Origin of the sequence: Actinomadura rugatobispora (genome assembly GCF_042656285.1) — a bacterium.
GTDB lineage: Bacteria > Actinomycetota > Actinomycetes > Streptosporangiales > Streptosporangiaceae > Spirillospora > Spirillospora rugatobispora.
Genome location: NZ_JBHSON010000109.1, coordinates 20,189 through 34,665, shown reverse-complemented (window position 1 = coordinate 34,665; position 14,477 = coordinate 20,189). Strand labels below are relative to the sequence as shown.

Annotated in this window: 12 protein-coding genes and 1 pseudogene; 5 read left to right on the top strand and 8 right to left on the bottom strand. The window is 71.9% G+C overall.

The window, feature by feature from the left end; all coding sequences use genetic code 11:
• The 4 genes and pseudogenes from ACFPZN_RS47680 to ACFPZN_RS47665 all read right to left on the bottom strand — a co-directional run.
• Nucleotides 1-695 (bottom strand): annotated as a pseudogene (locus ACFPZN_RS47680) (ParB N-terminal domain-containing protein); the annotation flags it as partial.
• A 405-nt stretch (nt 696-1,100) separates the two neighbouring features.
• Complete coding sequence (locus ACFPZN_RS47675) at nt 1,101-1,586, bottom strand: dihydrofolate reductase family protein (protein ID WP_378290265.1); 486 nt, start codon at nt 1,584-1,586, stop codon at nt 1,101-1,103.
• Between the two features lie 161 nt (nt 1,587-1,747).
• Nucleotides 1,748-2,815, bottom strand: coding sequence for a hypothetical protein (locus tag ACFPZN_RS47670; RefSeq protein ID WP_378290263.1), 1,068 nt, complete (start codon nt 2,813-2,815; stop codon nt 1,748-1,750).
• 283 nt (nt 2,816-3,098) lie between these two features.
• Nucleotides 3,099-4,007 (bottom strand): helix-turn-helix transcriptional regulator, encoded by a 909-nt coding sequence (locus tag ACFPZN_RS47665; RefSeq protein WP_378290261.1) that lies wholly within the window; start codon nt 4,005-4,007, stop codon nt 3,099-3,101.
• Between the two features lie 577 nt (nt 4,008-4,584).
• Between ACFPZN_RS47665 and ACFPZN_RS47660 the strand changes: the two genes are divergently transcribed.
• Nucleotides 4,585-5,652 carry a S1 family peptidase gene (locus tag ACFPZN_RS47660; RefSeq protein WP_378290259.1) on the top strand — a complete coding sequence of 356 codons (1,068 nt, stop codon included), beginning with the start codon at nt 4,585-4,587 and terminating at the stop codon, nt 5,650-5,652.
• 653 nt (nt 5,653-6,305) lie between these two features.
• Complete coding sequence (locus tag ACFPZN_RS47655; RefSeq protein WP_378290257.1) at nt 6,306-7,466, top strand: hypothetical protein; 1,161 nt, start codon at nt 6,306-6,308, stop codon at nt 7,464-7,466.
• Nucleotides 7,467-7,549: 83 nt separating this feature from the next.
• Here the strand turns inward: ACFPZN_RS47655 and ACFPZN_RS47650 are convergent, their stop codons facing one another.
• Entirely contained in the window at nt 7,550-7,909 is a 360-nt protein-coding gene (locus ACFPZN_RS47650) for an MmcQ/YjbR family DNA-binding protein (RefSeq protein ID WP_378290255.1), read from the bottom strand.
• Nucleotides 7,906-10,737: a DUF4132 domain-containing protein gene (locus ACFPZN_RS47645; protein ID WP_378290253.1), complete on the bottom strand. Its 2,832-nt coding sequence runs from the start codon at nt 10,735-10,737 to the stop codon at nt 7,906-7,908. Before ACFPZN_RS47645 ends, ACFPZN_RS47650 begins: the two co-directional genes overlap by 4 nt.
• Nucleotides 10,738-10,820: 83 nt before the next feature.
• Between ACFPZN_RS47645 and ACFPZN_RS47640 the strand changes: the two genes are divergently transcribed.
• Nucleotides 10,821-10,949, top strand: a complete 129-nt coding sequence (locus ACFPZN_RS47640; protein WP_378290251.1) for a hypothetical protein — start codon at nt 10,821-10,823, stop codon at nt 10,947-10,949.
• Here the strand turns inward: ACFPZN_RS47640 and ACFPZN_RS47635 are convergent.
• Nucleotides 10,918-11,580 carry a nitroreductase family protein gene (locus ACFPZN_RS47635; RefSeq protein ID WP_378290249.1) on the bottom strand — a complete coding sequence of 221 codons (663 nt, stop codon included), beginning with the start codon at nt 11,578-11,580 and terminating at the stop codon, nt 10,918-10,920. The genes ACFPZN_RS47640 and ACFPZN_RS47635 overlap by 32 nt on opposite strands.
• 174 nt (nt 11,581-11,754) lie before the next feature.
• On the opposite strand from ACFPZN_RS47635, the gene ACFPZN_RS47630 reads away from it, so the two are divergent.
• Nucleotides 11,755-12,363: an RNA polymerase sigma factor gene (locus ACFPZN_RS47630; protein ID WP_378290247.1), complete on the top strand. Its 609-nt coding sequence runs from the start codon at nt 11,755-11,757 to the stop codon at nt 12,361-12,363.
• Nucleotides 12,360-13,343, top strand: a complete 984-nt coding sequence (locus ACFPZN_RS47625) for a CU044_5270 family protein (protein WP_378290245.1) — start codon at nt 12,360-12,362, stop codon at nt 13,341-13,343. The genes ACFPZN_RS47630 and ACFPZN_RS47625 overlap by 4 nt, the downstream gene beginning before the upstream one ends.
• Before the next feature lie 6 nt (nt 13,344-13,349).
• On the opposite strand, the gene ACFPZN_RS47620 is transcribed toward ACFPZN_RS47625, so the two are convergent.
• Entirely contained in the window at nt 13,350-14,405 is a 1,056-nt protein-coding gene (locus ACFPZN_RS47620) for a saccharopine dehydrogenase family protein (protein ID WP_378290243.1), read from the bottom strand.
• Nucleotides 14,406-14,477 lie beyond the last annotated feature (72 nt).

The window sequence follows — 14,477 nt, the reverse complement described above, 5'->3', positions numbered from 1 at the left end:
CGGCCCGCGCGCCGACCGGCCAGGCTGACGGGCGCGCTGCGCCGCCGCGGCAGTGGATCCTCTCCCCGGCGCAGCCGGTTCCGGACGTCCCGGGCCGTCTCCGGCGAGATCCCCGCCCGCCGCGCGATCTGCCGCAGCGAGAGGTCCGGGTTCTCGGTGATCAGCTCGGAGGCGATGCGCCGCCCCTCCGAGCCGTTGATCGGCCGGACCCGCCCGTCGCGCCCCATCCGCGCCGTCTCGGCGGCCGGCTCGGCCGTCGCCCGCCTGCGAATCTCGGCCACCGTCCCCGGAGCGATCCCGGTGACCGACGCGATCATCCGGTCCGACCACCGCGGATGCGAGGCGATGATGCGCTGCGCCGCCCGCTTCCGATCGGCCAGCGACAGCGGCAGCCCGTGCGCGATGTTCGACTTGACCGCCATCACGAAGGCGTCGGCCTCGTCCCCGTCGAAGAACCTGACCGCGATCGTGTCCTGGCCGCCGAGTTCGGCCGCCCTCAGCCGGTGCATCCCGTCGATGACCGACATCGTCGCGCGGTGCACGATGATCGGCGGAAGCTCGGCCCCGGCCGCGGCCAGCGCCTCCACATGGTCCGGATTCTCGCCGAAGATCCTGGGCGAGTCGGCACCCGACAGCGCGCCGATCTCGACCTGGACCACCGGCTCCTCTTCGATTTCCCCCGTCGCCGATTGCACGAATTGCTCCCCTGGTTCGACTCAAAGAAATCCGATATTCAATTGTTTATCGACTCATGAGCAATTCTGGACTCTAATGCGGCACCCGGAGGCGAGGTAGCCCCTAGCCGCCCCTACCCCCGCCCCCCTAGCGCCCTCGACCGCCGTCCCCTAGCAGGCACCTGACCAGGCAGGGTCCCCACTCAGGCACGGGGACCGTGACATCCGCCATGCCCGCCCGACACCCCACCAGGAGGCCCACCCCCTAGCCCCGAGCCCCCGCCGGGAGCGACCGTCCAGCCAAGAAGAATATCTCCGCGAAGGGCGGATAGAGTTGGCCGGAGATCATTTCGCACCAATCCAGAAGACACTTTCCAGGCGAGCAAGCCCCACCAGATCCCGGTCATGCCCGGCGCCGGTGACACGTCATCGAAAGGCGTCCATGGTCTGCCGCCCACGGCTCGATCGCCTCGCGGTCACCGCTGCACCGCGGCCGAGCACGATGGGGACCCGCACCACGTGCATGTGATCGACCAGCCCCTCGGCGAGGAAGTCGCGGATCACCGAGGGTCCGCCGCCGAGACGCACGTCCTGGCCACCGGCCGCTTCGCGGGCCGCCTTGAGCGCCTCGGCGGGTGAGGCGTCCAGGAAGTGGAACGTGGCGCCGCCCTCCATCTCGATCGACGGCCGCGGCCGGTGGGTGAGCACGAAGACCGGCGTGCGGAACGGCGGGTTGGCGCCCCACGCGCCCTCGTAGCCGGGGTCGTCCTGCCAGCCGGGCGGGCCGAACGTGCCGACGCCCATGATCTCCGCGCCGAAGCCGGCACCGTGCGCCGCGGCGAACGCGTGGTCGGCGCCGGTGCCCCCGTCCCGGCCGCCGCCCATCGCATGCCAGAACCGGGTGGCGAACATCCACTCGTGCAGGCGTTCACCGGCGTGCCCGAACGGGGCGGCCGGCCGTGCTCCGTCCGCACGGCCAGAAGTGCGGTAGCCCGCCCGCGGGAGGTCTACCGCACCATGCCGGCTCCGGGACAGGTCGCGGGAGCGGCGCCCGCCGGGGAACGGCCTACGGCTCAGCCGGTCTCGACGGGGGTCAGGGCGAATCCGTCGTTGGGCTTGCCCGCGAGAAGGTCGGCCAGCCCGCCGCTGAGCGCGTACGTCGTCGTACCGGGTCCCGCTGTCACGTCGCTGGTGACGGCATCCTTGACGGTGTCGGTGACCTTCACCGTGGCCTCCTTCCAGCCGTCGCGCGGCTCCACGCGCTGGATATCGGCGGGCCTGCCGGACAGCAGACCGCTGCTGACCGCCGCGATCGAGCCGTCCTTCAGGAGCCGCATGCCGGCCGTCGGCGCCCCCAGCGGCTTGTCGAGCTTCACCTTCTGCGCGTCTTCGGGACTTTGGACGGGCACACGCACCAGGGAGCCGTCGGCCATGGCGATGATCAGCTGGTTCCCCTTCACCCACTGCACCGCTGACATGCCCACATCGTTCAGGAAGTCGGGGATGTCCAGCGTGCCCTTGAGCAGGTCGTTCCGCAGGAGGACCGAGGCGCGTCCCCTGCGGTCGATGCGGAACACCGTCGGGGTCAGCTCGTCGACGGCGTAGACGGTGCCGTCGGGCGCCACCGTCACGTCGGAGATCAGATGCCGCTCGCCGTCGAGGGCGACCGCGGTCAGATCGACGCACCAGCGCTGCTTGCCGCTCTTCAGGTCGTAGCTGCCCACACCGGCGACGTGGAAGGGCTTGTCCTTCTTGGAACGGCCGGCAGTGCCGTAGTCCACATTGCTGACCAGGATGCGGTCCCGCTCGCGGTCGACGAGGACGGCCTGCGCCGACACCAGCTGCGGATCGTCGATATGGGTGCGCACCGTTCCGTCCGGACCGACGGCGAAGACCTTGCCGTGCTTCAGCGAGCCGGCGAAGAACGTCTTCGACTGCGCGTCGAAGTCCAGCGAGTGCGGGAACACATTCGCGCCGTCGGCCTTGATGACGCCGGGCGTCTTCTGCGTGCTCCGCCCGATCCGGGGCTGCGTGGAGTCGGATCCGGCAGAGGGACCGCTCATGGCGAACGCCGTCCCGGTGGCCGCGACGGCGACGACCGCCGCGCTCGCGATGGCGATCTTCAGCTTCGTCCTCTTCATCGTTTCCGCTCCTCGGGAGAAATGGTGTCGGTGTGTAGTGCGGTGAGCCGCCCGGGGGTCACCCGGCGATGTCACGTCCGAGCAGGGCGGCGAGCTCCCGGCACCTCGAAGGCGGCGACCAGGGCGTCGGCCGTCGTCAGGAACGTCCCCTTGAGCGCTTCCGCATCGAGGGTCATCGGCGACGGGAGGCGCGCGTGACGAGGTCCCCGCGGTACTCCCTGGGCCGGGGGCTGCCGGGTGATGTTCAGGCGGGTCGGGGTGTTGCGGCGGCCGGACGGCCGGGTCAGGAGTGCACGGGAGAAACGACGCGTACGGGGTGGGCGGTTGCCGCCATGTCCGCAAGGGTCTGGTTGAGCAACTGCAGTGCCGCCTGGGCGGCGGAGCCGGGCGCCGCCGTCGTCACCACCAGCCGGATCCCCTGCCCCCGGGGCACCGGGAGCGAGTGCTGCAGCACGTCCAGCTCCCCGACCACCGGATGGCGCATCCGGTACTCGGCCATGTCCCAGGCGCGCACCCGGTGCTCGGCCCACAGCGTGGCGAACTGCGGGCTGCGCATCGTCAACTCGCCTATGAGGGAGGCCAGCTGCGGGTCGTCGGGATGTTCGCCGACCGCCTGCCGCAGCTTGCCCACCACGTCCCGCGCCTTCCTGGGCCAGTCCACGTACAGGTCCCGCGTGTGGGCGTCCAGGAAAACCAGCCTGGCGGTGTTGGGCCGCGTGGCCGCTTGCTCCGGGCTGTCCGGGGCCAAGTGCCCGGCGAACAACGCATGCCCGGCGGGGTTCCACATCAGGATGTCCGAGCGCCGGCCGAGGACGACCACGGGTGAGTCCCCGAAGGCATCCACCAGTTGGCGCACCGCCGGGGTGACACGCTCGGCGGGGAGCCGGCGGCGTCTCTGCCGGGCATCACCGGACAAGGTGTGCAGGTGCCGCCGCTCCGCGTCGTCCAGCCGCAGAGCCGTGGCCAGCGCGTCGAGGACCTGCGGCGAGGCGTTGAGCGACAGTCCCTGCTCCAGCCGGATGTAGTAGGCCACGCTGACACCGGCGAGCTGGGCCAGTTCCTCACGCCGCAGCCCCGGCACCCGCCGCCGGTCGCCGTAGTCCGGCAGCCCCACGTCCGCCGGCTTCAACCGCGCCCGACGCGTGGAGAGGAACTCACCGAGGAGGGACTTGCCGCGCGTTGCGTCGTTCATGCGACCGAGTATGGCCAGGCTCTCCGGATTCAGCCTGCCCCTGGGAGTAGCAGGCGCGGAGTCGGGCGTACGTGGCGCGTCCGGCCTCACGGGAATCGCCGTGGTGCGTGCTGCGGGTGCGGCACAGCCCCGCAATGAAGTCGCGCTTCACCTGCGAGGCGATGCCGAAGGCCGACTCGTCGCCCGCATCGTCGAGAGCGTCACCCTCCCAGATCGATCAGCGCCGCAGCGATCCAGGACCCGCCCGCCGCGCCGGCCGGCGCGGCCCTTGCTGTGGCGCTTTCTGCGCGGCCTGCGCCGCGGCGACCGCTGACCTCCGCGCCGAGCCGGGAGCGATCTTGGCGGACGCCCGCAGAAGCGTCCGCATCCGGCCAAGCCGGAGCTCTCACACTCAGGCGCGGACGACACACCGGTACCCCGACCCCACACTGACACGGCATTTTCTCAGTGTTGCCATAGTCTGTCAGATCATTGGTCAACTTCTCCGTCTTGTGCGGGATTGACCGTGCCTTGAAGATCCAAGTCACTCAGGACACCTCACCCGGAGGCGTCCTGACGACTTGGAGGCACAGTGAGGATGCGATCCATCCCCCCCGCCACTGTCGTCGGAGCAGCCGTCATCGCCGCCGCGACCGCTCTGGTCACCGCCCCCGCCGCGAGCGCCGCGACCGTGGCACCCGCGCCGGCGGCGCCGCAGGTACAGTCCGACAACCCGGGCGTGCTCGCCACCAGCCTGTCGGAACGGCTCGGCACCCGTTCCGGCGGTTCCTACCTCGACAACGGCAAGCTCGTCGTCACGGTCACCGACGCCAAGTCCGCCGACCAGGTGCGCGCCGCCGGAGCCGTCCCCCGCACCGTCGCCCGCGACGGCGACGAGCTGAAGAAGGTCACCGACACGCTGAACCGCTCGGTCAAGACCGCGGGCACCGCGTGGGCCGTCGACCCGGTCAGCAACAAGGTCGTCCTGTCCTACGACGACTCCGTCACGGGCAGCAAGCTCGCCGCGCTGAAGAGCGTCGCGAAGAAGCAGGGCGACACGATCCGGCTGGAGCACGTCGCCGGCACGTTCAACACGCTCATCGGGGGCGGGCAGGCCATCTACACCGGCGGTTCGCGCTGCTCGCTGGGCTTCAACGTGCGCAGCGGCAGCACGGACTACTTCCTGACCGCCGGGCACTGCACCAACATCGGGTCGACCTGGTACGCCAACTCCGGCGGCAGCACGGTGCTGGGCACCCGGTCGGGCACCAGCTTCCCGGGCAACGACTACGGCATCGTCCGCTACACCGGCTCGGTCGCCAGGACCGGTGACGTCTACCTGCACGGCAGCGGCTCCCAGGACATCACCTCCGCGGGCAACGCGGTCGTCGGTCAGTCGGTGCGCCGCAGCGGCAGCACGACGGGCGTGCGCAGCGGCTCGGTGACCGCGCTCAACCAGACCGTCCGTTACGCCGAGGGCACCGTCACGGGCATGATCCGCACCAACGTGTGCGCCCAGCCCGGCGACAGCGGCGGCTCCCTGTTCGCGGGCACGGTCGCGCTCGGCCTGACCTCCGGCGGCAGCGGCAACTGCACGACCGGCGGCACGACCTTCTTCCAGCCCGTCACCGAGGCGCTCAGCGCGTACGGCGTGAGCGTCTACTGATCCTCCACATGACGACCCTCGCGTGAGTCCAGGGCCGGGCAGGTAGACCCCCGCCCGGCCCTGCGTCGTCGCCGTCGAGCGCGGGTTCCCTCGGGACGAGGTTCATGTGCACGGTTCTCAGGGAAGCTGGACGAACTCGTGGTCGGCCCAGTCGGACGTCGCCGGGGCCGGTGTCGAAGATGTGGGGTCACGGGCAGGTGGGGCGTGGAGGCGGGCCAGCCCGGGCAAGGATGGGCCGGAGGCCAGGCGGCCTCTCGGCCGCCATCGGTCGCGGGGTATCCGGCGTCCAGCGCCACCATCGGCGCGGGCCTATCACCACCGGCCTGCCCGATGGCCTCCAAGCAGCCGGAGCATCCACCGGCGAGGCCGACCTCAGCTCCCCCAAGGCGGCGACGAACCGGTACTCCCAGCCGGGAATGGTCGTGCGGGTGCCGTCACACCGGCATACGTCGTGGTGCACATGCGGCGTCCGGCCGCGGCAGTTGCGCGGTACGGGTGATGCGACGACGGCCGCGTTCCGCCTCAGGGCCCACGCCGGCGGCGCCGCGATGTCGGTGCGGATGGGCTCCGTGGTTGCGGCCGACGTCGCCGACCTGCGGCCACATAGGATTCGACGACCGCGGACCACTGATCGTTGGGAGTGGAGCGAACCGATGCGGGATCCGCTCGTGGCTGCCGGTGTCGGCGGCATCGTCGACGTTGGGCACGTGGTCGGACGGGTTGCCGGGGTCGACCCGGGCGGGCGGTATGTGGCAGTCGCGCGGGGTGGGGTCGTCACGGTGCACGACGCCGATGCCGCGCTGGGTCCGGTGATGTCCTGTGTGCCGACCGGGCCGTTCCACCAGCTTGCCGTGCACCCCGACGGAAAGAGCATCGCCGTGCTCGGCGAGGACATGACGGTCGAGTTGTGGCGATCCGACGGCACGGTGCACCGACTGCGCGGTGGCGCGGGTCGGGACGACGGGGCAGGACAAGGCAGGTCATCGAACTTTGCCTGGGTGCAGCGTGGGTGGCTTCAGTTCACCGCCGACGGCTCGTATCTGCTGTTCGGCGAAACCGTGTTCGAGGGGCCTGCCCGGTTGAACCTGTTGGACGCGGCGACGCTGGCGCATATCGACGGCGTCTCGGCCCTGCGAAGCGCCACAGACGAGGTGTTGATCGAGGACTGGGGGGAGGGGGTGGAGGTCGGCTGTGCGGCGGCGCCGTCGACCGCGGTCGCGTTCGCGGCGTGCCACGGCGACGACACCCTGGTCTTGGCCGTCGCCGAGGTGGTGGAGGATCGGTTGCGGCTGTACGGGGCCGTGCCCGGCCGGACATCGCTCGCCGACGACATCCCCGGCGAACGGGTGATGGGGCTCGCGCTGGCGGCGTCCGGTGAGCTGGTGGTGCTCGACTCCGACGAGTTCTTGTCAGCGATCCGCTGGCGTGATCCCGCAGCGGGGACGCGGCGCCTCGGCGCCGGCGACCGGCTCCTTCGAGACGACGGCGGCGAACCACGTCCGTTGCTCGCCGCCGGGTTGGGCACGCCGGGCACCGATGGCCTGGCAGTCGGCTTGAACGGTCCCGTGTGCATCCGAGGTCGGCTGCTGGCCGTGGCGGTCGAACAGGAGCGGCGGACAGCGAGCGGCCTGGGGTGGCAGACCGCCGGGCTGGTCTTCTGGGACCTCCAGACCGGCGAATGGCTCGGTTTCCTCGACCTGCCCGGGGCCGAGCACCACGAGCCGATCTTCATCACCAACGGCATCGTCCATCAGGACTTTGAGGAACGGACCAGGATCTTGCGATGGCTGCCTCCACACGGGCCCGGGGTTTGAGCAACGGAGCGGCTAGTGGCGATGGCGGACCGTTCGGATGCCGTGAGGAGGGACTCGTTCTGGGTTGTTCGCGCTCGGCCGGCCTACTTGGAGGAAGCGATCTGGGCGGACAGGCGCTTCGGGGCGATCAGCCGGTAGCTGTCCTCGACGAGTTCGGCGATCTCGTCCCAGTCCTGGTCGACGTCCAGCCGCGCGCCCACCCAGCCTTTGGAGCCGACGTAGGCCGGGACGAAGAAGCGCTCGGGATCCTCGGCCACCAGGGCCTCCTGCACGCCCGGGCCGGCCTTGATCGTCATCGATGTCCCGTCCTCGCTGGTCATCGCGAACAGCTTGTCGCGGACCCGGAAGGAGGGGGCGGTGTGCCCCCCGAACGGCTTCTCGGCCGCCTCCGGAAGCGCCAGGCAGATGTCCCGCAGCCGTGCCAGGGCGTCCCCGTCGCTCATGTCGTTTCTCCTTCGGGTCCGGCGGTGAGCTGGTCGAACGGTTGTGTGATCTCGTAGTCCTCGAAGATCTCCGCCCACGTGCGCAGCCGATCACCCAGATCGGCCGGGTGCGCGATCCGGATCCGCGAGTCCGGGGAGGGCGTCAGCGTATCGTCGTTCACGTCGGCGTACGTGCGGTCCTCGGCCAGGCGGAACGCCTCGCCGTCGCACAGCCACACCAGCCGCCGGACGATGTGCCAGAGCAGCGGGTGCCGGACGAGGTACGTGCGGAACTCCTCCGGCTCCCACGTCCGCCGCTCCAGCATCGCGGCCTCCAGCCGTTCGATCTGACCGGCGGCGATCTTCCCGACCTCCTTCCGCAGCGCCGCGTAGCGCTGGTGGGCGGCGGCGGCCTGCCGCTGGTCGTCGGTCTTGACCGGGCGCGGCGCCAGCGTGCGGTGCCGGCCGCCGGGCTCGATGACGAAGGGGTGGAGCTGCTCGTCGAACCCGACCCTGAAACGGCGCCGCCCGTAATCCAGGAGCATGCTCCCCTCCGCGTCCAGCCCGAAGTCCGGTACCACCCGGTCGGCGAGCTGATCGGGGGTGAGGCCGAGGTTGCCGGCCAGCGCGTCGATCCGCTGCGCCGCCTGCCCGCGGACGCTGCGGCGGCTGCCCTCTTCCGCGATCCAGTGCAGATGCATCAGCGCCACATCGCTCTCGAACGCGACGAGCGTGTCGAGCCCCTTGTGCACCAGGCGCGGCTCGCCCTGCTTCACCCATCCCTTCACGACACCGGCGAGCGCGCGCACCGTGTGGTCGTCCCCCGTCCAGACGAGCTGGTGCAGCGCCCAGCCGTTCTTGGAGCCCGCCCCGTCGATCCGCCACCGCCGGAACAGGGACCAGCCGAACTCGCCCAGCGACACCGGGTCGCAGAGGTCCCGTACCGCCAGGACGCCCGCGTACACCTCACCGGGCTTCGACATCGCCAGCATCGTGATGAAATGCCGGACCGCCGGCTCCGGGAGGGCATGTTCACCGCCGCGCAGGAGCACCTGCGGGAGCCGCGCCGGATCGGCCCACTCGCCGACCTTGGGGACGCGCCCGGGCAGCACGTCCAGCGGATCGGTCGCCAGCATCGCGCCGACCGCGTTGGCCGCGTCCTCGCCGCAGGCGCGGGCGGCCTCGGCGACCTCCCGGCGGCCGTGGCGGGACGCCAGATGGCGCAGCATCGCCTCCGCGTTCCGCCGCGGGCCGGACTCGCCCAGCGCGTCCGGGACCAGCCACGGGACGGCGGCCGTGCCGTGCCGGACGAGCCAGCCCTGCGCGATCTGCCGGGACGCCGTCGCCCGCGCGAACCGGTCGGCCATGTACGCGGCCACCCGCGCGTCGAGGAACGGCACCAGCATCTTCCCGCAGGTGATCGGGCACCTGCGGGTGAGGCGCAGGACGGCCGGCACGGCGTCGGACTCGAACCGTGCCAGCAGCCCGCGGGCCAGCAACGAGGCCGCCTCCGGGTCCTTGACCCCGGCCACGGCCTCGGGGTCCTCGCGGACACGGGCCCACTGGGCATCGCCGCCTTCGGGGAAGGCGGCCAGCCAGTCCTCGCGTTCCCCGGGCGCCCAGGCGACGGACCGTCGGGCGGGCGCCGCCAGCCCCTTGACCACGACGGGCTTCCGGGGCGTGCGGCCGCGCGTCCACGGCGGTTCGGCCAGGAGCGCCGGCACCTCCTCGGGCGGGGCGTCCGGGACCCGCTGCAGGTTCTTGACCACCGTCCGGACGGCCTCGTCCGGCAGGTCGAGATCGGCCAGTGCGGGGTGGGTGCGCAGGTGTCCGGCCAGCAACTCGTCGATCAGCTCGTCGGTGCCGGCCCGCGCGGCCAGCAGGCGCGCGGCGCGACGCGGGAAGCGGTCCAGCGCCGCACCGATCAGGGGCGACACGCGGCCGTCACGCACGCGGCCGATGAGCCCTTCGAGAGCCGCGTCACCGGGCAGCACCGCCAGGATCTCCCAGGGGAGCCCGCGCTGCTCATCGTCGAGCCGGTAGTGGTCGGCGACGTCCCGGAGCAGCATCGGAGCGAGCGCCGCGCCGACCCCCTCGGCCATCGTCATGAGGACGTCGGGCCGCAGGTCCTCATGGCCGAGGCCCCAGGTCCGGAGCAGGTCGACCTGCCCGGGGTCGCCCACCGAGCACCACAGCGTCCACCGCAGGCCGGTGCTTCTCGGTGGCGCCTGGACGGCCTCGTCGACCCAGTCCCGCCGCGTCGGGACGAGGTAGGCCGCCAGCGACCGCCGCACCTCACCGTCCCGATGCCCGGCGAGCCGGTGGACGGTCTCCCGGTGGTCGTCGTCTCCGGCCGCCGCGATCAGTGCCCGGAGGCGAACCGCCCCTCGATGCCACCACGTCGAGGGCGACTGCTTGGGGGGCAGCGAGCGCACGCCCACCACGGTGGAATCGACGCTCGTGATCGGGCCCATCGCGGACGTCTCGGCGAGCGCGCAGGCCGCGAACGCCATTCCCTGGCCGGTCACCCAGGCGTCCACGATCGTCTCGACGTCCCGGCCGGCCGGATCCGCCACCAGGAACGCCACCGCGGCGGCGCCGCAGGGATCGGCCGCACCCTCCAGATAGGCCCGCATGGCCTGCGCGACCGATTTCTGCGACCGGTTCGCGGCCAGCAAGTCCGTGAGCCGCCCCCGCGCCCCTTCGATCCGCTCGGCCAGCCAGGCCGCCGCTGCGGGTTCGGGCACCACAGGCGGCCCGGGGACACCGCCCCTGCGCGGGTGCAGGACACCCCGCCAGGACTCGGGTATCACCAGGACGTCTTCATCGCGAGAGGCCTGATCGCTCACGCCACCCAACGCTACGGGCCACCACCGACAGAACCACCGCCCGGAAGACCGCCGCCCGCCCACCGCGGGAGGCCCGACGGTCCGTGGCGATCGCCGTCGAGGCGATGTACGGCTACGCGCTGCTCACCGGGCGGCGGCCGACGGGCGTGGCGGCGATGAACCGCGCGTTCCTCTGCCTCCTCACGGCGTGGGAGTCTCGCTCCCGATGGTGAGGCCCGTCTGCTCTTCCCAGCGGTCCAGGTAGACGACCTTCTCGACGGGACGGCGGCGGACCGGGCCGTGCTTGCCCCGAGGCCAGCCCACGACGATGTGCCCGGCGAGCATCCAGTCGTCCGGCACTCCGACGGCCTCCCGCAGGAGCGGCTCGCCCCCGTACGAGGCCCAGCTGGTCAGGCAGGCCCCGAGGCCCTGGGCGCGGGCGGCCAACAGGAAGTTCTGCATCGCCGGAAAGATCGACCCGCCGAGCAGCAACTCCGACGCCGTGGGAAAGCGCTTCTGGGTGAACAGCACGGACGTGAACTCGCCCGCACGGTCATGCAGCTCGTAGGTCGCCCGGTTGTCCCGCGCGCGGCGGCTGTCGTCCTGGTCGTCGGGACGGCTCATCCCATAGACCGGTTCGATCACCCGCAGCGCCTGCTCCGCCGCCTTCGCGACGACGGCCCGCGACTCCGGCGACCTGAGCACGACGAACCGCCACTCCTGCGCGTTCGCACCGGACGGCGCCCACGTCGCGGCCCGCAGGCAGCGGCCCAGCGTCGCCTCGTCGACCGGATCGTCGGTGAACCGCCGGATCGTCCGCGCCGTCGACATCACCGTCCACACGTCCGTGGCTGGTCCCGTCATCCCTGCTCCCACTCGTTCGCATCCTTGGCGGAAATCCAACTTACAACACACAAAAACGCCGTTCTCGCCGAGCACCGGCAGACCCCCACCGTGCCGCACACCGACGTGATGCCGGGATCGGACGAATCTCGAAGATCGGGGGAACCGGAAGGGCGGAGCGGACACTAGAAGGTCATGACCCTCGAACCCCCTGCGGACGCGGAGTTGTGGCGCCGTGCCCGGGACGGCGACGAGCAAGCCTTCGGTGAGCTTTTCGACCGGTACTCGCGCACCGTCTACAACTACTGCTTCCGCCGAACGGCGGACTGGTCGGCGGCCGAGGACCTGACCTCCGTGGTCTTCATGGAGACCTGGCGGCGGCGCGCCCACGTGCGGCTGAGCGCGGACTCGCTGCTGCCCTGGCTCTACCGAGTCGCCACCAACGTCCTCCACAACCACCGCCGCAGCCTGCGCCGCCACCGGGCCGCGCTGGAACGCGTCCACGCGATGCCCACGGCCCCCAACGACGCCGCGGCCGCCGAGGCCCGCCTGGAAGCCGAACGCCAGATGCGGGAGATCCTCGACTCCATCAGGAAACTGTCGCGCAGCGACCAGGAGGTCCTCGCGCTCTGCGTCTGGGAGGGGCTCGGGTACGCCGAGGCCGCCACGGCGCTCGGCATCCCGGTCGGCACCGTGCGGTCACGGCTGGCCAGGGCCCGCAAACGGCTCAGGCAGCACACCGAACCGACCCGTACGGACGGCCAGCGGGCGAACGCCGCGCTCTTCACGAAGGAGACCTCATGATCGACCTGCAGCCCCCGGCGCGGCAGGACATGCCCGCCGACCGCCACGCGGCCCGGCGCGCCGCGCTCCTGACCGAGATGACCGCCCGCCGCCGCGTCCCGGCCCGCCGCCTGGCCTTCGGCGGCCTCGCCACGGCCGCTCTTGCCGGTGGCGTGGCCGCCGCCCTGATCGCCGTCCCCGACACCGGTCCGGACACCGGCGGGGACACCGGACGCAACATCGGCCCCGCCGAGGTCGTCCCGATGAGCGCCACCCAGGTCCTCGACCGCGCCGCCGAGACCGCGGCCCGGGCCGCCGAGCCGCGCCCCGGCCAGTACATCTACACCGAGGCCGAGTCACGGGCCGCGTATTTGCCCCGCGGGGTGATCCGGGCGAAGTCCTGGTACTCGGTGAACGGCAAGCGCATCGGCCTGAAGATCGAAGGGGGCGAGCGGTTCTGGGTCTGCGAGGCCGTCAAGCGGCCCGACCCGTCCAAGGCGCCCGCCGACTGCAAGAACCCGCCGTACTACCGCCGCGACCTGCCGGTCAATGCGAAGGCCATGCGCGACTGGCTCTACAAGAACGGCCTGGGCAACGTCTACCCGCCCGATGTGCGGGCCTACAGGTACGCCGACGAGATCCTCGGCGTCTCAAAGCTGACGCCCGCCGCACAGGCGGCGATGTTCAAGGCGATCGGGACGATCCCCGGTGTGAAGGTCGTCCGATCGACCTCGCAGCACATCGCGGTCGGCCAGACCTGGCGGGGACTCCGGCACGAGTTGCTGTTCGCGCCCAAGACGTACCGTTTCATCGGTACCCGCCAGGTGGCCGACCACGACACCTCGTTCCAGCCGAAGGGCGGCAGGGAACTCACGGGCCCGGAGCGGAAGAAGCTGTACGGCGTCGACCAGAAGGACGGCACCGTTGTGGGCTCCTACACGGTCGTCGACCAGCGAGTGGTCGACGCCATCCCGCCCGCCTACCTCCAAGGCGCGTCCTGACGTGAGTCACCGCCGGCCCGGAGCCGGGAGGGACTCCGGGCCGGTGACGTCGAGGTGCGGGGAGAGGGCGCGGAGGAAGCCGGGGGCGTCGAAGATCTCGCCCGCGGAGGCGACACCGGCCGTCCTGGTCCGTCCGGTGAGGATGCGGTCGACCGCTTCCACGACGAGCGGCGCGGTGACGGCGTAGATGTCCCGGCCGCTCGCCGTGGCGCGCCGTTCGGTGCCGCCGGAGCGCACGACCGCGTCGACGAGGAAGGTCTGCGCGGACCGGCCGCGCTCGTCGGCCGCGGCCGGCGCCGGCGTGTCCGGGGACGCCAGGTCCCTGGCCGCTTCGATCGCCATATAGGTGCGCACCTCGGGAATGGACAGGTGGCTGGGAACGGTGACGACGTCGGCCATCGTGAACTCCCCGATGACTTCCCGGGTGCCCATCGGGTCGGGGAAGGCCCACTTCAGGGTGGGCGGGTCGTCATGGCGGTACTCCAGCCGCCCGTTGGCGTAGCGGACGCGTCCGCCGTTCCGCCGCTGCCGGGAGACCGCGCCCGAGGCGCGCGTCCCGTCCGTGGGGTGCCAGCCGCTCAGCCCGTACGCGATGTGCGCCTCGTCGGCCGCCGTCCAGTCGCCCATCGCGGCGGTGGCCAGCAGGTCGCCGAGGCCGCCGAAGAAGGCCATCGCGGGGACGATCACCGCTCCCGCGGCGCGGGCGCGGTCGCCGAAGTGCGCGAACGTGTCGGCGTTGGCCTCGATCTCGGCCGCCACGTCCACATACGCGATCCCGGCCCGCAGCGCCGCCTCGATCACGGGGGCGGCCGTCGTGGCGAAGGGCCCGGCACAGTTGATCACCACTGCCGTCCCGGCCAGCGCGCGGTCGAGCGATGCCGGATCGTCGACCGGCGCGGGCCGGGCCTCGAGTCCGGGATGGGACGCCGCCAGCGCCCGCACCTTGTCGGCGTCGCGCCCGGAGAGAACCGGGACGAACCCGCGCTCCCGCAGTTCTGCCACGACGAACCGCCCGGTGTGCCCGTACGCGCCGAACACCGCCACCCGCTGCCCCGATCCCATGGGCTCTCGCTGTACTCGCATGATCACTGCCGACATCCTGGCGGGGCCGGGGCCTCGTCCACGAGTGTCTGG